The sequence below is a fragment of the uncultured Pseudoteredinibacter sp. genome (assembly GCF_947500695.1).
In the GTDB taxonomy this organism is placed as follows: Bacteria; Pseudomonadota; Gammaproteobacteria; order Pseudomonadales; family Cellvibrionaceae; genus Pseudoteredinibacter.
Genome location: NZ_CANMSS010000005.1, coordinates 247,618 through 266,937, shown reverse-complemented (window position 1 = coordinate 266,937; position 19,320 = coordinate 247,618). Strand labels below are relative to the sequence as shown.

13 protein-coding genes are annotated in these 19,320 nt (G+C 46.2%); 5 read left to right on the top strand and 8 right to left on the bottom strand.

Features of this window, described 5'->3' with window-relative positions:
• Window positions 1–14 precede the first annotated feature (14 nt).
• The 5 genes from Q1A08_RS11780 to Q1A08_RS11760 form a co-directional block, all read right to left on the bottom strand.
• On the bottom strand, window positions 15–2,396 hold the full coding sequence (locus Q1A08_RS11780) for a TonB-dependent receptor (protein ID WP_299773089.1): 2,382 nt from the start codon (window positions 2,394–2,396) through the stop codon (window positions 15–17).
• A 252-nt stretch (window positions 2,397–2,648) separates the two neighbouring features.
• Window positions 2,649–3,212, bottom strand: a complete 564-nt coding sequence (gene betI / locus Q1A08_RS11775; RefSeq protein WP_299773087.1) for a transcriptional regulator BetI — start codon at window positions 3,210–3,212, stop codon at window positions 2,649–2,651.
• A gap of 10 nt (window positions 3,213–3,222) precedes the next feature.
• Complete coding sequence (locus Q1A08_RS11770) at window positions 3,223–4,452, bottom strand: MFS transporter (RefSeq protein ID WP_299773085.1); 1,230 nt, start codon at window positions 4,450–4,452, stop codon at window positions 3,223–3,225.
• Window positions 4,453–4,522: 70 nt separating this feature from the next.
• On the bottom strand, window positions 4,523–6,841 hold the full coding sequence (locus Q1A08_RS11765; protein ID WP_299773083.1) for a YgiQ family radical SAM protein: 2,319 nt from the start codon (window positions 6,839–6,841) through the stop codon (window positions 4,523–4,525).
• A 110-nt stretch (window positions 6,842–6,951) separates the two neighbouring features.
• On the bottom strand, window positions 6,952–9,186 hold the full coding sequence (locus Q1A08_RS11760) for a bifunctional diguanylate cyclase/phosphodiesterase (protein ID WP_299773081.1): 2,235 nt from the start codon (window positions 9,184–9,186) through the stop codon (window positions 6,952–6,954).
• Between the two features lie 378 nt (window positions 9,187–9,564).
• Here Q1A08_RS11760 and Q1A08_RS11755 point away from each other — a divergent pair, with 378 nt between their 5' ends.
• The 4 genes from Q1A08_RS11755 (at window position 9,565) to Q1A08_RS11740 (ending at window position 14,296) form a co-directional block, all read left to right on the top strand.
• Window positions 9,565–11,016 (top strand): Ppx/GppA phosphatase family protein, encoded by a 1,452-nt coding sequence (locus Q1A08_RS11755; protein ID WP_299773079.1) that lies wholly within the window; start codon window positions 9,565–9,567, stop codon window positions 11,014–11,016.
• Between the two features lie 171 nt (window positions 11,017–11,187).
• Window positions 11,188–13,116: a GGDEF domain-containing protein gene (locus tag Q1A08_RS11750; protein WP_299773077.1), complete on the top strand. Its 1,929-nt coding sequence runs from the start codon at window positions 11,188–11,190 to the stop codon at window positions 13,114–13,116.
• Between the two features lie 459 nt (window positions 13,117–13,575).
• Entirely contained in the window at window positions 13,576–14,052 is a 477-nt protein-coding gene (locus Q1A08_RS11745; protein ID WP_299773075.1) for a hypothetical protein, read from the top strand.
• Complete coding sequence (locus Q1A08_RS11740) at window positions 14,039–14,296, top strand: GIY-YIG nuclease family protein (RefSeq protein WP_299773073.1); 258 nt, start codon at window positions 14,039–14,041, stop codon at window positions 14,294–14,296. Before Q1A08_RS11745 ends, Q1A08_RS11740 begins: the two co-directional genes overlap by 14 nt.
• Before the next feature lie 51 nt (window positions 14,297–14,347).
• On the opposite strand, the gene Q1A08_RS11735 is transcribed toward Q1A08_RS11740, so the two are convergent.
• Entirely contained in the window at window positions 14,348–15,058 is a 711-nt protein-coding gene (locus Q1A08_RS11735; RefSeq protein ID WP_299773072.1) for a DUF599 domain-containing protein, read from the bottom strand.
• A gap of 119 nt (window positions 15,059–15,177) precedes the next feature.
• Here Q1A08_RS11735 and Q1A08_RS11730 point away from each other — a divergent pair, with 119 nt between their 5' ends.
• Window positions 15,178–15,780 (top strand): tRNA-uridine aminocarboxypropyltransferase, encoded by a 603-nt coding sequence (locus tag Q1A08_RS11730; protein ID WP_299773070.1) that lies wholly within the window; start codon window positions 15,178–15,180, stop codon window positions 15,778–15,780.
• Window positions 15,781–15,789: 9 nt separating this feature from the next.
• Here the strand turns inward: Q1A08_RS11730 and Q1A08_RS11725 are convergent, their stop codons facing one another.
• Together Q1A08_RS11725 and Q1A08_RS11720 are read right to left on the bottom strand one after the other, a co-directional pair.
• Window positions 15,790–17,913 (bottom strand): peptidase domain-containing ABC transporter, encoded by a 2,124-nt coding sequence (locus tag Q1A08_RS11725; protein WP_299773068.1) that lies wholly within the window; start codon window positions 17,911–17,913, stop codon window positions 15,790–15,792.
• A gap of 17 nt (window positions 17,914–17,930) precedes the next feature.
• Complete coding sequence (locus Q1A08_RS11720) at window positions 17,931–19,169, bottom strand: HlyD family efflux transporter periplasmic adaptor subunit (protein WP_299773066.1); 1,239 nt, start codon at window positions 19,167–19,169, stop codon at window positions 17,931–17,933.
• Window positions 19,170–19,320 lie beyond the last annotated feature (151 nt).

Below are 19,320 nucleotides of genomic sequence, written 5' to 3'. Positions count from 1 at the left end.
CATATAAGGGACTCTTAAAAATCCAGAGTAGCTGATAAAGAAATAGTGCGTGGTCCGCCTAACCAAGCAGCGTTCTCAGCGATGGTGCCAAGATATTGCTTGTCGAAAGCGTTGTTAACAAGCAGCTTCACATTAGCGCCTTTGGCGAAGCCTGCAACATTATCCAAGCGCGCACCCACATAAAGATCGGCTGTTGTATAGGCATCGGCCGTCCAGCTATTGCTCTGATTCACAAAGCGATCACCGGTGTATTTAGCTGAGATACCCGCATAAAACATATCGCTAGTCCAATCTACGCTCGCCGCAAATTGGCTTTCAGGAATACCGGCTACATCATTGCCAGGATCAATACCATTGCTAGCATCAACAGCCGCATCGCCAGACCCAAGATAAGTGGCATCGTTGTAGGTATAGGCTACAAACAGATTAAGCTGATCGTTCATCGCGTAATCTACTGATAACTCAAGACCACTCGCTTCAATACCACCGGCATTAAAGAAAGTGCCGTTAGTGCCAATGGCAAAGTCAGGGCCAGCGGTAGTGCTGTTATCCAAAAAGATGATGCGGTTTTCAAAATCGTTTTGGAAGTAAACCGCTGATGCGGTGATATCGCCAGAGCTGTAACGCAAACCAAGCTCCATGTTTTCTGAAGTCTCTGGTTCTAGGCCATCGATATCAGCTGCTGGGCGCTCTAATACTAGGTCGTTCAGCGCTCGGAAGTTTTCAGCGTAACCGGCGAATATTTCTAAACCATCGATATCGGTTTCCCAAACTAAGCCACCTGATAGCAATACATCGGAATCAGAATCTATCTTCGCGTTTAAGCTCGAGTCGAAGTGATCTTCACGTTCAACCTCAACAAAAAATTGCTTCACACCTAGGGTAAAGGTAACAGGACCGGTACTTAAACTATTTTGTAAATACCACTTGGTAGTGGTTTGTGGGTAAGTACGGCTGTACTGCACAAAGTATGGCTGCGGGTTATAAACAAAGCCCACACGGGTATCGACACTATGCCAGTCACGATACTCATCGCGCTCTTGGTCTTCGTACCAAACACCGGCACGAATCTCGTTATCCATTCCAGCAAGCTGCATGTCCCAAGTAAGGTCCACAGCCAGACCACTGCGTGATTTTTTATAATGCGTGTTACGGAATGACATCACAGGGATGGCACCATCGGCATAGCAAGAAGGATCGTATTGTGCAGATGCTGTGGCAGCAGGGACGCCATACCAGTTATTAACCGTGTAACTCGGCGTACAGTTTGGATCTGGGCTCAGTGCATTACCATCAGCATCTACAAAGTAAATACGATCACTGGTGTCTATGCCAGCCTGTGCCGCCGTCGTACCGCCAAGAAATTCAGTATTACCACCTTGATCATCCGTAGCATTGATCAAATAAGGCGGCAACCAATCACCACGACCGGCATTCTTATGATGGTACAAGGACGTTACAATGTTTAAATCTTCGCTGATTTCACTATCGAATTTTACATAGCCCAATAGGTTCTCACGATTCGTTGACCAACCACGGCGATACAACTGATCTTCAAATGGTACGCCTGACCATGGGCCGGTCAAACCATCTTCATAAGGCAATTGATTGAACTGCGCCTCAGAGTAGATACGCTGATAGTTATCTTCATGAATTTCATCATAAGAGATGTATGCACTGATCTCTGTATTAGCAACATTAGAAACCAGTTTGGCGGCAGCGTGCTCACGCTCATTTTCAGCCGTTTCCGTAACCCAGTCCGTCGCCTCTTGCTTAGCAAAGGAAATCCACGCATAGGTATCTTCACCCATTAAACCGGTATCGAAGCGCACCGCTACACGTCGAGCGTCTTGCTCACCTACTGAGCCCTCAATACGGATACGTTGTTCTTCAAGAGGAGCATCGGTAAGGTAATTTAGTGTACCACCCAAGGCTTCGTGAGAGCGTGATGCAATATCAGCCGTACCTTGAGATACTTCAACACCGCTTAAATTCATAGGATCGACAAAACGGTTAGCCTTTGCGCCACCGCCGTAGTTTGAACCACCGTTAGGAATACCATCGATGGTAGTACCTACTTGCTGCTCAGATAAGTTGGTGGTGAAACCACGAATAGTAATAGCTGTTGACCAATCGTCAAAGCCGTACACATCACCTTCGTTTACGGTAACCCCAGGTAGATTATCAATTACTGAGTTAACACTAGTAATGCTGGATTGTTGCTGCTGCATTCCCTCTGAAACCAGGTTATTACTGTAAACCTGCTTTTCTAAAACGATAACTTCTTCGATGCTGTCACTCGCTACGGCGCTGCCTGCGGCTGCTGAAATAGCAGCGGCCAAGGCACAATGTAAAAACATCGGCAAACGCGGCTTGCCCGTGGTAGTAAAACGCATTGCTGAATCCTCTATATTGTCACTTTTAATTGAAATGGGCGCTTCATCCCCCCAAAAATATTTTTATTGAACACCTATTCAATAAAAATCTGAGGAAAATTTAAACCTGGGGGATGACAATTGGATGACAAAAAGATGAAGCTTTTATCGCGCCCAGAGAAAGTGAGCGATAGGGCTAGTTTTGAGTCTACTTACAACTAAAAAAGCTGGAAACATAGCCTCGATGCTCTTAAAAGATGGTTTTCACTTTGGCTAGGGCAAAGCCTTGGCTAGCAGATCTTTAGCGATTGCTGGGCTTGGATCTACCGCGGCCAATACCGAGCGCAGCCAGTAGCCATCGATTAGTACAGCCAAGGTGCTGGCGACCTCAAGGCTCGTTCGACGATCATATAGCTGCGATAAATCATAACGAAGATTGGACAATAAGCGGCGTTCATAAACTTTTTGTAAGCGAAACAAGGCTTCACTGAACGGCACTTGAGCCCAGAACGATAACCAAGCATTTACGACATAAACATCGCTTTGCTCAGCGCTGAAAATAACTTCTACGGTTGCATTGATACGGTCCAGCGCTTGATCGCAACGACTACGGCGAGCCACCATTTGCTGTTGCAGATCACACATCAGATGCCACATGGTGGCTTGAAGGAGTTCATCTTTGCCACCAAAGTAATGGGAAATAATGCCTACCGAAAGCCCAGCTTCGCTGGCAATTTTACTGATGGTGGTGTCAGCATAACCATGCTCACCAACAATTTTAATTGTCGCCTCTATCAATTGCCGGCGACGTAGTTTTTCCATTCCAACTTTGGGCACAATCTATATCCTAGGCCGAACCTATCGATAGGCTACTGAGTTTTTTGCGAGTGGCTACGCCTAAAAAGCACAGCATAAGTAACAAGTGACACAAAAGCAGGCTAACATAAAAGCTATGATGGCCCCAATGCTGCATGCAATAACCCGCCAGTATAGGGCCGATAATGGAACCAAGGCCATTGCATAGCAGCATCAAAGCGCTAGCGGTAATAGGCGAGCTGTGTTGCACTTTATCCTGCGCCAAAGCCACTGCCAAGGAATACACGGGTAGACATGAAGCCCCCAGCATCAGCGAAGGTAGCAGCAAGTTTATAAAATTATTCGTCCCGGTTGCCGTTCTCGTCACCCAAACACAGCTAATAACAGCGAGCACACCAACACAAGATAGCATCAACAGTAAGCGACTAGACTCCCAGTAACGTGCGGCCAAGGTGAGAGCCAACTGCATTAATAAGGCGCCGATGACAAAGGCCAAAATCATTTTGGACGTGGTATAACTGTTCGAAAAGAATTGCTCCCCAAATGCCGGCCCCATGCCAAACAATACCCCAATCATAAGTCCCGAAATAAGCGAAACGAAATAGGGTTTTGGGTCCAAACTAAGCAAACCGACGAAATTTATCTCGGCAGAAGATTCAAATAATTTTTGAGATTTAGATCTATAGGCCTGTACTGGCTTCCAAAAAAACCAAGGAACAAAAGCCAGCACAGCCAAACAAGCAGCAACGTAAAAGAAGTGGCTGTAAAAACCGCTATTAAACAGCAAAGGTAACTGTCCGCAGCCTACGCCAATATACCAAACCGCCATATAGTAAGAGAAATACCGCCCCCGACTATTACTGCAGCTGCGTGAGTTGATATAGCTTTCGACAGTAACATAGATGCTGGCGATACATAGCCCACAAAAAAACTGTAGTAAGGCCACTGCAGTCGCCAAATGTACGGACCCTAACAGGCTGATTGCCAGAGTGAAGAAGAAAGCCGCAACGCCTAAGTAAGCCTGATGGCTAAATTTTTTGAGTAAGGAAGGACCATACCAACTGCCCACTAAAAAGCCGCTGTAATAACAGGCCATAATAATGCCTGTTAACAGTGAAGATTGACTCAAGAGCGAGGTGCGATAGCTAACACTCGTTTCTAACAAGCCGTTTCCCGCGAGCAATAGCAGCGTAGCAAGAAGCAAGATTACGATATCTTTGCGCAGTGAAATCGAAAAGACCGCAGCTGGAAGACTTATCATGGGTAGGCAAAGCCCGTTAGGAAAATACCTACCCTATAATAAGCATTAGTATGTCAGTTTGATGAAAGCTCTAACGCTTCTTATTTGGCCTAGACTTGTTCGGCTTTCTAGTTGAATTCGTAGAGCCCGATGGTTTCTTAGCCGCAGGGCGCTCACCAGAATCTGAACGTTTCTGTCCGCCACTCTTACCTGGCCCTGCAGAACGTTTATCCCACTGACCACCACGAGCTTTTTGATATTGTCCGCGGCCTTGCCCTGCTCGCTGCCCACCGCGACCACGCACTGGCTGATTACGTGAGGGAATCAAGTGCTCTGGCCCATCACCAATAACATCTTCGCGCCCCATTTCTCGGGCCGCCTCGCGCAGTAAATCCCAGTTTTTAGAATCGTGATAACGCAACAAAGCCTTTTGCAATCGACGCTGCTTGTAATCTTTGGGTACGTAAAGCTTGCGTCCTTTGTAGCTGAGCTTTTTCAGCGGATCGCGCTCGGCATAATACATCGCTGTCGCCAAAGCCATTGGCGATGGGTAGAAGGTTTGCACCTGATCGACACGGAACTTGTTACGCTTTAACCAAAGCGACAAGTTCAACATATCTTCATCTTCGCAGCCTGGGTGTGCAGCAATGAAGTAAGGGATTAAATACTGCTTTTTGCCTGCCTCTTTCGAATATTTATCGAACATTTTCTTAAAGGCATCATAGGTACCGATACCAGGCTTCATCATTTGATTGAGCGGCCCGTCTTCGGTGTGTTCTGGCGCAATTTTTAAGTAGCCCCCAACATGATGAGTCACCAGCTCTTTCACGTATTCAGGATCTTCAACCGCCAAGTCATAACGCAACCCCGAGGCAATCGCGACTTTTTTAATACCTGGTATTGCCCGCGCCTTGCGATAAAGCTCGGTGGTCTGCTTATGGGAGGTTTTTAAGTTTTTACAAATGCCGGGGAATACACAAGATAAGCGGCGGCAGCTGGCTTGAATCTCATCACTTTTACAGTTTAAGTGATACATATTGGCGGTTGGGCCACCCAAATCAGAGATTTGTCCGGTAAAGCCTGGCACCTTATCGCGAATATCTTCGAGCTCACGCACTACAGATTCTTGCGATCGGCTTTGAATAACTCGGCCTTCATGCTCGGTAATAGAACAGAAGCTACAGCCGCCAAAGCAGCCACGCATAATATTTACCGAGGTTTTAATCATCTCGTAGGCTGGGATATTGGCATCGCCATAAACTGGATGCGGCCTGCGCTGAAAGAACAAGCCAAATACCGCATCCATTTCTTCTGTACTTAATGGAATCGGCGGCGGGTTTACCCATAACTCTTGCTTGCCGTGACGCTGCACCAGTACCCTTGCATTGTGTGGGTTAGCTTCTTGGTGAAGTACTCTTGAAGCATGGGCGTATAGCGCTGAATCCGATTTTACTTTTTCAAAAGAAGGTAAACGGATATAGGAAGGCTTATCGCTTTCTCGAGCTTCGGCCTGTAAGGGCATAGGGATAATACGAATAGGCTCAGCGGCCGCTTCAGCTTTCTGTTCTGGAGCTGGCTGTTTATCGACAGCACAGCCACTCGGCTCTTCATAATCGTACGGGCTTTTGCCGTAAGCTTCGGCCAAGCTTTCAATATTCTTTGGCCAATCAATTCGAGTGGAATCAATTTCTAGCCAGCCCTGTGGCAGCTGTTTACGCATAACCACCGTGCCACGCACATCATCCAGCTCCGCGACGGGCTCACCCGCAGCTAGGCGGTGTGCCACCTCGGCCAATGCTCGCTCGGCGTTTCCGTACAATAGAATATCGCCCGCGGCATCAAAGATAACCGAACGGCGAACTTCATCACTCCAGTAATCATACTGCGCGATACGACGTAAACTGGCTTCGATACCACCAAGTACCAAAGGCACATCGTTATAGGCTTCTTTGCAGCGCTGGCTATATACAATCACCGCTCGATCTGGGCGCTTATCAGGCTCCGCATCGGCGGTATAAGCATCATCATTGCGAACCTTCAAATCAGCCGTATAACGGTTGATCATAGAGTCCATATTGCCGCCAGTAATACCAAAAAACAGATTGGGCTTACCTAAGGCTTTAAAAGGCTCGGCCGAGGTCCAATCAGGCTGAGAAATGATCCCTACGCGAAAGCCCTGAGCTTCTAAGAAGCGGCCAATAACGGCCATCCCAAAGCTTGGGTGATCGACATAGGCATCACCAGTCACAATGATAATATCGCAGCTGTCCCAGCCCAGTTGGTCCATCTCTTCGCGGGACATAGGCAAATAAGGCGCCGTGCCGTAGCACTCGGCCCAGTACTTGGGATAAGAAAAGAGATCTGGTGCGGCAATAGGACCAGGAGTATTGCTGGAAATAGGTACAGTCATTGTGAGGATATATCAGGCTAGTTGAGGCCTATTGTCCCAAAAAATGGGCTCCGGGCAAAGCCTAGTGGCATAAGCGGCTAGTTTTTGTATGAGTCGAAAAAGGAAGGGGCTCAGATACAGTAGTCTGAGGCCTTATTTTGGCTTGGTTTAAACTGAGATGAGTCACTAACAAGAGAACCCTGACTAGCGCTAAGCTGGATAAGCTGCCCAGCTTGTTTCTGTAATACATCTGGGGACATTGGCCGAGCATAAAAATAGCCTTGGGCCTGGGAGCAACCAGATTCCAGCAACAAATTAAACTGCTCACGAGCCTCTACCCCCTCGGCGACCACGTCGAGATGAAGCTGGCTGGCCATGGCGACTATCGCACTGCATAGCGCCGCATCTGCGGGGTTTTCAGCAACCTCTTGAACAAAGCTCCGATCGATTTTAACCCCATCAACAGAGAAACGACGTAAGTAGCCCAGAGAAGAGTAGCCAGTGCCAAAATCATCGATCCAGACCTTCACTCCCAGTCGGCGAATTGCGGCCAGATCACACCCTACCTTCTCTTCTTGGCTAGCAATGGTCGTTTCTGTGACTTCCATCTGTAACAGTTTAGGGTCTAGCTGATAGCGATTTATGCTATCGCGGAGATCAGCGACAACATCGCGCAGCTGAAACTCGGCCGCTGAAATATTAAGGGCAACTGGCAGATGACCCAAATCACTCCCCTGCCACTCATCAAGCTGACGGCAAACCTCATGGGTTACCCAGCGGCCAATTTGAGCAATCAAGGTGGTTTGCTCGGCAACTTCTAAAAAGTAGTCAGGCCCGATAAGTCCACGTTGTGGATGCTGCCATCTTAGTAAGGCTTCACTGCCCACCATTTGGCGGCGCTGGACATCGAACTTGGGCTGATAAAACAAACGTAGTTCTTGGTTTTCAATAGCTCGCTGAAGCTCTACTTCGACATTCAAGCGCTTGATGGCAGAGATGCTCATAAACTCAGCAAAAAACTGAAAGTTGTTGGGTCCCGAAGACTTCGCTTGGTACATCGCCATTTCAGCATTTTTTAACAGCAGGGCAGGTGTTTTACCATCTTCAGGGCAAAGACAAATGCCAGTACTCGCACCCAGATGCAAAACATGATCACCGTTGTGGAACGGTTCTAACATTACCGCCTGAATTCGCTGGGCTAAAACAATCGCATCATGACCGCCATCGATTTGCGGTAGGATGATACCGAACTCATCACCACTAAAACGCGCCAAATACGCCAGCTCATCTTCGCCACAGTCATGATAAAAACCCGTAATAACTTGCCGAAGACGCCCCGCTACCTCGAGTAAAATTTCATCACCAACCTCATGCCCTAAAGAATCATTAACACGCTTAAATTGGTCCAGGTCGATGAATAACAGAGCAAACGGATGCCCACTTTGTTTATTGCGATCAAGCTGCTCTGCTAACCACTTAAAAAACTGATGTCGATTTGCCAAGCCCGTTAAGCTATCTCGATAACTCAAACGAATTAAGCGGCGCTGTTGCTCATGCAGTTGCTCACCAATGCTTTGCAATGACGCGGCCATGCCCCGCAGAGGATCTTTGCTATTGAGCTTGAGGGTCGAGTAATAATCACCTTCAGCCAAGGTATTGGCATAGCGATTAAGCGTCGCCAAGGAAGCGTTTTCGCTACGGGATAGAACCCAAGAAAAGTACGCTACTGCGGCCAAACATAAAGCAAACATCAATAAGAACACCCACCAATCCATGCCCAGTTCTGGCAACACAATTAACTCTGCGGAATGCTGCTCAAGTTGATTCATTGACAGCAACAAAGCGATAGCTTGGGGCTCAGTGCTAGATTGCTTTAGAGCTTGAAACAATAAGCCCTGATCGCCATCAGTCAGAACTGATTCGCTAAGTGGCCCCGAAAAACCATTCACAAACGCACCATCTAATTGCTCATGCAGCGGCCGTCCAGCAAGGATTTTTGGCAGTACCACCGTGTAGTCATTTGTGACAAGAAATGCTTTACTCACAGCCCTACCGTCCTGCAATTGGATCAGCAGCTCATTCAGACGAGAAGTATCTGTAGCTTGCGAGAGAATATTGTTTTTAAAACGCTCGCTACTTGAATCTAGTAGCGCAGAACTGATCTTAATTAATTGTCGTAGACTCTCAATTTCATTGAGCTGGGTCTGCTGTGCCAAGGCTGCGGCACTACTTAGCTGATGGTTATCACGGTGGGAGTTAAATGCGTTATTGCTTAATAGAGTCAACAGCAAAGCCAGGCATAAAATAACACTGCCTAGGGTAAGCGAAAAAACTGCTGTAGATCGCTTGTGCAATGGCTCAGCCAAAGTAACTCCAATAAACTACGGGTCACCACTTATAATTAACTGTATGCGCCATGGGCGTTTGTGGTGATCGATTAACTTTTTGTTTTTCTATTTTTAAGGGGGCACGATCACAAAGCCGGCCCGCCATTTCATTCATCAAAACTGCGGCCCGTAGAGTAACACATTTAGCGGCATTAACTAGGCCTGCCAAAGCTTGCATTTAGCACTTAAGTGCTTATTGATAAAAGATAACAAGCCGTGAACAATCAGCCTTAAAAATGATCAACTCAAAATTATCGGAATGCCCGCTATGCAAGGTCTCATAGTGCAGGCCATAGCCAAATGCTTTGGGGCAAAGTATCCTAAGCATCTCTATATCGATCAAAGCAATGCTGTACTATGAATGACCCCCGCTACTATGCTGCCATTGACTTAGGCTCCAATAGCTTCCACATGATTATCGCCCAGGAATTAGAAGGTAGCCTGACGGTAATAGATCGTGTGAAGGAGATGGTTCAAATCGCCCGAGGCATCAGCAGTGATGGGGAGTTAGCCGAAGATGCTAAGCAAAGAGCCTTGGACTGTCTAGCCTGCTTTCGTGAACGTTTAGCAGAGTTTCCAGCATCCAGCGTGCGCGCCGTTGGCACCAAAGCATTGCGCAGTGCCGATAACAGTGAGTTTCTGAAAATAGCGCAAGATGCACTAGGTCATCCCATTGAAACTGTCTCAGGCTATGAAGAAGCACGCCTGGTCTACCAAGGTGTTAGTCACTCGATTCCTCAGCAACAGGGCCAAAGCTTAGTCGTTGATATTGGTGGTGGCAGTACTGAATTTATTATTGGTTACCAACAAACCCCGTTATTACTCGAAAGCCTGAGCTTAGGCTGTGTAACCTTTAGTCAAAAACACTTTATAGACGGCTGTAGCCCGCAAGCTATGCGCAATGCCTATCTCGCCGCCTGCTCCGAACTCGAAGTAATCACGAGTAACTACCGACAGTGTGGTTGGGACGTATGTTTCGGCGCCTCAGGCACAGTTAAAGCTGTCGCAAACTATCTTGATGGTAATAACGCCTATATCGATCGCGCTAGTCTCGATCAGCTCTTTATCGATGTAGGCAATGACGGTATTAGCAGTGAAGGAGAGCTTGCCAAACTACGTCGAGAAGTTTTACCAGCTGGTATCGCCATTTTAAAGGCAATTTTTGACCAACTCGACATCGACAGCATGCATGTTTCTGATGCAGCCCTCAAAGAGGGGCTTATTTACGATATCGTTGGCCGACTGAGTGAAAAGGATATTCGTGACCAAACTATTGGCAAAATGAGCAAACAATATCGCGTTGATGTTGCCCAGGCTGAACGAGTGAGTCGCTTTGCCCAGGGCTTACTGCAGGAGCTTGAGCTAGAGGAGGAATACCATAAGCTCATTAAACCACATAAGCTATTGCACTGGGCCGCCATGGTGCATGAAATCGGCTTAACCATTGCACATAACGATTATCATCTTCACGGTCACTATATACTTCGCCATAGCGATATGGCTGGGTTTAGCCGCTTAGAACAACATTGGCTGGCACAGCTGCTACTCCTTCATCGTAAAAAGCTCCCACAGACGCTGGCAAATAATTTACCTAAAAACCTAGGTGCCTGCGTGTTATGCCTTCGACTAGCCATATTGCTTCACAGAAAACGTCAGGATTTAAGTCTTGCGGTCCATTTACAGCAAGATGGCAATACTATTAAGCTGAAAGTCGAAAACTTGGATCAACATCCACTGACGCAAAAAAATCTAAAACAAGAGCAAGAGCAAATTAGGGCACTTGGACTGAATCTGGAACTACTAAGCTAAAACTAGCTGCTAAACAAAGAACCCTGACGCCTTTTGCCTTAGATGCCCTAGCTGTCTTGATTGTGAAATAGCACACACTTTAATCTTGTATCCACAAGCATGACATGACACTATTCGGGCCTGCTCAAATAATCACCATGCCTAAAGGGCCATATACGGATCAATAGCATAATGGTAAGGGATTTATGGCCATTGCTGGTCGCAATACTCATCGCCATTTTGGCTACTATGCAACCGTTTGGCAAAGTACCCTCTACACAAAGCTACCCCATTACAACACCCTTTGAAGAGCTTGATCTGAGCAATTGGGATTATCGCGCTATTAAGTTAGATCAACACTGGCAATGGTATCCGAATCAACTCTTGCAGCCAGGAACTAGGCTCAAGGGAGCCCCCCAAAAACAAGTTCAATTACCACATTATTTCTCTGGGCAGCAGCTTTTACTCGGAAATCGTCAAAACATCGGTAGCTATCGACTGCGTCTGAAACTGCCTGAAAATCACCATCAGCAAAGCCTCAGCCTTAGCCTCGGCAATGTATGCAACAGTGCAAGCGTGTTTTTTTATCCGCTCGGCAGCTCAGCAGATGAAATAAAGCCGTTGTTAAACGTTGGAGAGGTTGCTGCCACAGCCCAGAATCACCGAGCAGAATTGGGGCGTTTTTATACCTTCTTGCCACTGCAAGAAGACAGCAGAAACTATGAACTACTTGTCCATATCGCTGGGCACAACAGCCCAAATCCTGGGCTCTGCCAAGCTCCTATAATTGCACAAAGCAAATCCATTCAGCGGTTAGAGCAGTTACAGCATATTAGCCAGGGCTTTATCGTAGCGATCATTTTAAGCTTTGGCCTCTATGCCATTGGTACTTCAATTGCTGGTAGTCGCAACCGCTCCTATCTTTGGATTGGCAGTGCGGCGGTACTCATTGCCTTGGCGAAAGCGAGCTTGGGTAACTTTTTTTATCTAAACCCAGAAAAGGCTATTGATAGCAATTATCGATTTAGTGTTGGCCTTTTATATAGCGCTATCACACTTGGTGGTGCTTTAGCGCTAGGTTTCATTCACCACAGTTTTAAAGTCCATTTCTTTACACACCGCTTTATTGCCGGCAATTTATTGATCGCAATTGTTTGTAGCCTGCCCTTCTATTTGCTGCCCGCCGAGTATAGCCGTGAGTTGATTATATTTTTGGTGGTATATGCTGCCGTCCAATATTTACTCGTACTGTATTTATTACGACAAGTACTGCGCAGTCGCCTAATGTATGCTCGCCGCGTAACTTTGTACATCAGCCCACTGCTCGTCGCCATTCCGATCGAATTTGCCGAATATCTCGGTTTTATTGAAGAGAGCCGAATGCTAATTGCTGCTCTTGTCTTCCTAGTTGTGGCCCAAGGTTTAAACCAGAGCCAGAAACTTGCCAGAGCCAGTAGACTCGCCTCAAGGCTTTCCCAGGGCCTGAGCGACGCCGTACAAAAGCGTACCGCTGACATGCACCTAAAAAACCAAGAGCTTTTACGCACGCAGCAAGAGCTTACCAAAGTAAATCAGGAATTAAGGGCTTTATCAGTTACTGATGGTTTAACCTCTGTATTTAACCGTATGTATTTTGACCGTCAGTTTATTGCTGAATGGCAACGTTCCCGTCGAGACCAGAAAAACCTGTGTCTGATGCTCATCGATGTCGACCATTTCAAGCAGATCAATGATGAATATGGCCATTCAGCGGGTGACAAAATTTTGCGCCAAATCGCCAGACTTTTACAAGAACACTTCAAGCGAGGCAGCGATATTGTCTGTCGCTACGGTGGCGAAGAGTTTATTGTCATACTCAGTGATAGCAGCACAACACAAGCCGGAGTTTTAGCTGAGCAATTTAGGCAAAAAGTTGAACAAGAGACCATTAATTATCAGGACGCTGAGCTTTCCATAACCATTAGCTTAGGTGTATGCGGACTTACTCCAGGCCCAGACCATCAGCCGCTAGATCTATTGAATGCTACCGACCAAGCTCTCTACAAAGCCAAGCGTGAAGGTCGTAACTGTGTTCGGCTTGCAAGCCCTCCTACTCCCAATAAGAGCTCTAAAGATCAATAAAACCCTACTGCTAAAAAGCTCTTTTGAAAAGAAGCAAAGTAAACAGCGGTACATAATTGAGTCACATGATGCTCCTCAGCTGTGCAATTAGCTAATTAAAACCGACTCCCCTCTTCAGAACCCTAGGGCACCTCTGAATAATACAGATTAGCTCAGGCTTCACGTCAATGTCGTGATCGAGGCGCTTCTTTGAAGGCAGGCCGGTCGCCTGTCGAAAAGGAGCAACGAAGAGTACGAGATTGACGTGAAGCCCCAAAGGGCGGACCCTGAAGCGCTCATCTACGTTGTTGCGCTCCTTGCCAAGGGCTACGGCCATTGCCGGCGAAGCGCGCCTAGTAGCTAAGCGCTTCAGGGCTCCGCTGAGCAAAACCTGCATTATTCAGAGGTGCCCTAGTTTTTAATCCATAGTTAGGGCAAAATTCCAAAATCTGTATTCACTATCAATAGGAAGCTAAAGCCATGGCAAAGCTGATTATTCTCTTAGCCCTTATTTTCTTGGCTTGGTACCTGCGTAACCGTTTTATAAGCACCCCTAAAGCGGATCGAAAAAGGCTGATTACTGGCTGGCTATTATGGCTTACCGTAGCCATAGTCGTCGGCATGGCATTAACGGGCAGGCTGCACTGGATTGGCGGCTTAATGGCATTAAGTGTACCTTTTATACGCCAGTTTGCGCTTTGGTTTATGCAACGCAAACTCAATGAAATGGACGCTAAGAACAGCAGCCAGGAAGTATCCAGTGAAAGTGAGATGGATCGCCAAAAAGCCTTGCAAATTCTCAATCTTGGCGAGCAACCCAGTCGTGAAGAGATCGTTCAGGCGCACCGCAAAATGATGCAAAAAAACCACCCTGATCAAGGTGGCAGCGACTATCTGGCCGCTATGCTAAATCAAGCCAAAGACTTATTAATTCAAGAGCTCAATGATGGTGAATGATGAGCCCTGGTGGGTATACATCATTGAGTGCCAAGACGGCAGTCTCTACACTGGCATTACCAACCATTTGCTGCGCCGCTGGCAACAACATAATAGCGGCAAGGGCGCAAAGTTCTTTCGCAGCCGCAGCCCTTCACAGCTAGCGTGGATAGAGTACCCTCACGACAAGAGCAGTGCTGCGAAGAGAGAGTATGCTATCAAGCAACTGAGCCGGAAGGAGAAGCTCAAGCTAATTGCACAGTAGTTATCAATTTGACCGTAACAGCCTACATTCAACGGGCGGCGCTAAAAAGCCTTAGATCTTTTCATCCTCATCAATGCTAAGCATCGCACTCAAACTACTTGAGCGAAACTCGCGAATGTACAATACAAAGATCACCACCGACACCGACAATACCATTAACCTAGCATCGATAAACCAAGCCATACTAGCCAAGGCAAAGTAGTAGGAACGCAGGCCATAGTTAAAACTATGCCCCGCTTGATCTAAGACCTTGGCGGTGTATTTGGCATAGCGCTTAGAAACATCTTCATTGTCTTCACTATATTGCGGCGCGGCGCCTAACAATACTGATACAAAGCCAAACTGACGCAGCGACCAAGTAAATGTGAAAAAGGCATAGATAAATATACCAATCAATATGACGAACTTAAGCTCTAACTCTTGAGTGGTCGAAGGGGAGGTAAACGGCAATAACTCTAAGGTCAATTGAACTTTATCAGCCGCCGCAAGAGCCGTCACCAAACCCGCCAACACCAGTAAGGTAGTGGACGCAAAAAAGCTCACATTTCGTTCGATATTCGCCAACAGCGCCGCATCTGCCACTCGTTGTTCACGCCTAAGAAAATGTTCCATCCAATCTACGCGATAGCGATGTAATACAGATGCCAAACAATCTGTGGTTTTAGCTTTACGCTTTGCGAAGCGCGTGTAAGCAAACCAGCACCCTAATAACCAAACTAGAGCCAGCGCATCGACGAGCTGAATGAAGGCGAGCATTTCCATAATTTATTCAGTACTTCCGCGTTTCTCATTTAAACTTAGTGGACTAGAGCTATGGTAGCATATAAAGCCGCTTTCTTAAGCTGGGCAACTTCAGTGGTATTAACTAACGCAGCGACAAGATGAATCAGAGCAATAGCACGAAACGAAAAACATGCCAGAGCTGCCACCGCCCTGCTTCTAACTGCATTTGTGATTTGGCCCATAAGATAGACAATCATGTCAAAGTCCATCTACTCCAGCACCCTAAGGAAGCCAAGCACCCCAAGGGTAGTGCCATTTTGTTACAGCTTAGCTTAGAGAATATCGAAACTTGGCAGGGGGAGCGTTTCCCGGACCTGGAAACAGAGTTAAGCAATGAAAGCTATTATGACCTATTGCTCTATCCTGAGCTTGAAAACCCAAGTCAAAAAGGAAGTGGCAAATCGTCGAGTCGAAAACCAGAGCAGACAACACGACTATGGGTTCTCGATGGCACTTGGAAAAAAGCCTACAAGATTCTGCAATTAAACCCTGTGTTGCAAAAACTCCCCAAAGTCAGCCCAAGTGACTTTGAGAAATCACAATATAAGATACGCAAAGCCCCCAAGAAAGGTCAGCTTTCAACCCTCGAAGCTTGCTGTCATACTTTAGCAGAGATGGAAAACACCGAAGAAAAATACAGCTTACTACTGGATTCCTTTGTGGAATTTAATCGACGCTGGCAGAATTTTTCAAACTCCTAGCTATCCGCCTCACGCCAACAAGTGGTGATTGCAGCCGCCATCCAAACGGAATACCTGCTTTGCACTAGCGATAGCCTCACTGCGATGAGCAACCGAAATCACCGTCTGACCAGAAGCACAAAGCGATTCATAAATCCGTTTTTCATTATTGATATCTAAGTGGCTACTGGCCTCATCCAAAAACAGAATATTAGGCTTTCGGTATAAAGCTCTTGCTAGCAGCACTCTTTGCAACTGGCCTCCTGACAAACTGCTTCCCATATCACCTACTAGGGAGTTGTAGCCCATCACCATGGACTGAATATCTTCATCGATGCAAGCCATGGAACAGCAGTTTTGCAAATGTTCAAAATCAATCTGAGCATCGAAGAAAGCCACATTATCAGCTATGGTGCCAGCCATTAAAGTATCGTTTTGCATAACAGCCGCAAGTTGCTGACGATATTGATGTAGGCCTAATTCTCTGATGTCGACACCCTGAAACAGAACTGCGCCTTCTGTGGGTTGTAATAAGCCGAGCATAATTTTTAACAGAGTTGTCTTTCCACTGCCCGATGGTCCGGTAATAGCAAGTGAATCGCCTGGCATGATCTTCAAATTAACATCACTAAAAGTAGCCGAATATTGCCCTGGATAGGTGAACGAAAGGCCTCTTAGCTCTAGTAGGGGTACATTGCTAGCTACCTTTTTAGCCATGCCATGCCCTTCCCTATAAGCCTCTTGCTGCTCCAAGGCTATATCCGAAACCCGATCAAGGTGCAGCCTTAGTAAGCGAAACTGAATGACTTGCTCGGTTAGGCCCATCAAGCGCTCAAGCAATAGACGTTTATACGCTATAAATGAGATTAGCACCCCTATGCTGATAACATTTCCGATTACTGCCATAACCCCAAGGTAAACCACTAGTAGATTACCGATACCAAATAGTAGCTTCTCAAAAGATTCATAGAGTATGCTTAAATGACCGATTGATATTTCGGCATTGATCTTATCGGCGTAACGCCCTTGCCAGTTTTGCAGTCGTTTATTTTCGGCACCAAATAAGCGAATAGCTTGCATACCTCGTACAGTTTCCAAGAAGCAGCTATCTTCTTTTGCCGTACACTCTATCAAGCTTTCATTGGCTTGTTTAAACCGACTATACAAGGCAAAACGAAACAGGAAATACGCTAAGGCAATTGCCAAAACGCAAAATGTTAGTTTTGGGGAATAGATAAACATCAAAGCCAAAACCAGAACTGACATTGCACCATCTACGATGGTTTCTACGACCCCTTGAGTAATTCGTTCTCGAATAAAGCCCAGAGAAGAAAAACGAGAGACGATATCTCCAACATGACGAGCTTCAAAGAAGCTCATTGATAGCCTGCTTAAATGACGAAATAGATTACTCCCCATAAACAAGCTTAAGAGACTGGAAAGCCGCAATAAAAGAAAGGATCGACATATCGATGCGACTGTAGAAAACAAAGTGATCAAACAAAAACCGATAAACACTACCAACATCAGAGATTTATCGGCTAACAGCAAAATCTCATCCATGACAATTTGCATATAATAGGGCATGGCCAGTGCGCAGAGCTGAAGCACCACAGAAAGCAATAGCATTAACACAAGTTGGCTAGGAAGGCCCTGAATACCAGACCATAACTGCTTTAAACGCAATGGGTTGCGAATATCTTTAAGCTCAAACCCTTCGTTGGGGCTAAGTTCTAAAGCGATACCGGTGAAATGCTGGGAAAACTGAGCCAAATCCATCGTGAGCCGCCCCTTAGCGGGGTCGACAATAACCACCTTTTTATTGGAGGAAGAGACGCTCTCTAACACAACAAAGTGATTCATATCCCAGTGTAAGACACAAGGTGTTTGCAATTGGCCAATCTCTTGTAACTCGCATTGCAAAGCACGACTCCCTAGATGTTTTTCTTCTGCGGCGTCCATAAGTTGCTGCAAATTACACCCTTGCAGGCCACCGCTCATACATCCCCTGAGATTTACTACGCTCGACTTATAACCGTAAAAAGACAAAATCATGGCGAGGCAAGCTAAGCCGCATTCAGCGACTTCAGACTGAAGAATAATGGGTACCTTTTTTGAAAATCCGAAATCCAGTAGTTCTGCTGTAGAGCCCATTTCACTATCTCCCTCACTTACAATCTATCAATGGCTTCGCTTAGACTTCCAAATAGCCAGGCCAATATCGATTTTCGCTGTTGAATCACATCTGCACTTAGCAACATCCCCTGTCGCAAACCATACTCCTTGCCTTGATATTGAATTGTCTGCGAATCAATACTTACCCAAGCACGGTAAACAGCCGCCTGCGGGCTAAGCTCCAGCCTTACCTCGCCAGGGTGACTTAAGCTTTGATCAAGCTTGAGCAACTTACCTTTCAAAGTACCAAACTGCTGATAAGGAAATGCTTCCATACGAATATTCACCGCCTGCCCCTCAGCGATCAGTCCAGAACTGTTCGCGGGTAACAGTAAAACCGCCTGCCAACTGGAGTCCTGGGGAAGAATATCAACCACCGAGACCGCCGGATTTGCCAGCTCTCCTTTACGGAGTAGCAAACTAGAAACCCTCCCAGCACCCTTCGCCACAAGATAAGACTGCTTTTCGGAGCTGATATCCTGAAGCTTTAAGCTTAATTGACTCCTTTGCTGCTCTATGGCAAGCAATTTAGATTCGAGATCATGCCCTAAACTCTTTAATGATTTTTCGATCTTAATTTTTTCTCGGCGCTTAAGGGTTGCTTGATAAGCAAGATGTGCCACCTGACTTTTTTCTGAGACAACTTTTTCGTGCACCAAGTCGACATCCTGCGCCCTGATATAAAACTTCTTCGAGAGTAACTTACTTCGAGCCAGTTGTTTTTCAGCTATCACTAACTTAGTTTTTGCAAGCGATTCTTGCTTATTAAGTAGTTCCGACTCATCATTTAGACTTTTGATTTCCAACTGTAAGGCACTAAGCTCTGTCTTTGTGCTTTCTTTATAGAGATTCTCTTCCTCTGACAATCGAGAAAGATCACTTTGAATACTCGATATGGCCGCCTCAACTTTTGACACACCAGAACCGTCGGTAATTCTGTTACGAGTAATACGAGCAAGCTTCTGCCCCTTCTCCACTAGCTGCCCTTCTGAAACAAAAACCTCCTCGATAATCGAGGGCTTATCTACAGTGTGCCGAGTAATCGCCTGAGATGAAACAATATAACCTTGCGCAAAATTCTTTTTTGAATACTCCGCGACCGACAGGAAAACTAATGCGATCAAAAAGAAACTTAGGAAAATAGAAATCCAGAAAAGCAGTCCTTTCGAGTGGGTCAACAGCACTCGGCCTTCAAGCCTATGGGTTTGTTGATTTATGGCTTCTTGTCTGAACACAGCTTAATTCCATGCTAGTTATCGGATAGATGAATGATAGATAGCTGTGTAATGGTGAGAGAATCAGACAAACAGAGTAAATCTATGAGCGGTAATTAAGGCAAACGATGATAAATCGTAGCAAGACAACTTATGGCTTATTTAATAAATC

Bases quoted from the DNA above. Each gene is read 5' to 3' on its own strand.
- Q1A08_RS11780 (WP_299773089.1), bottom strand. From the start codon at position 2,396: ATGCGTTTTACTACCACGGGCAAGCCGCGTTTGCCGATGTTTTTACAT.
- Q1A08_RS11770 (WP_299773085.1), bottom strand. From the start codon at position 4,452: ATGATAAGTCTTCCAGCTGCGGTCTTTTCGATTTCACTGCGCAAAGAT.
- Q1A08_RS11765 (WP_299773083.1), bottom strand. From the start codon at position 6,841: ATGACTGTACCTATTTCCAGCAATACTCCTGGTCCTATTGCCGCACCA.
- Q1A08_RS11755 (WP_299773079.1), top strand. From the start codon at position 9,565: ATGAATGACCCCCGCTACTATGCTGCCATTGACTTAGGCTCCAATAGC.
- Q1A08_RS11750 (WP_299773077.1), top strand. From the start codon at position 11,188: ATGGTAAGGGATTTATGGCCATTGCTGGTCGCAATACTCATCGCCATT.
- Q1A08_RS11745 (WP_299773075.1), top strand. From the start codon at position 13,576: ATGGCAAAGCTGATTATTCTCTTAGCCCTTATTTTCTTGGCTTGGTAC.
- Q1A08_RS11740 (WP_299773073.1), top strand. From the start codon at position 14,039: ATGATGGTGAATGATGAGCCCTGGTGGGTATACATCATTGAGTGCCAA.
- Q1A08_RS11735 (WP_299773072.1), bottom strand. From the start codon at position 15,058: ATGGAAATGCTCGCCTTCATTCAGCTCGTCGATGCGCTGGCTCTAGTT.
- Q1A08_RS11730 (WP_299773070.1), top strand. From the start codon at position 15,178: ATGAATCAGAGCAATAGCACGAAACGAAAAACATGCCAGAGCTGCCAC.
- Q1A08_RS11725 (WP_299773068.1), bottom strand. From the start codon at position 17,913: ATGGGCTCTACAGCAGAACTACTGGATTTCGGATTTTCAAAAAAGGTA.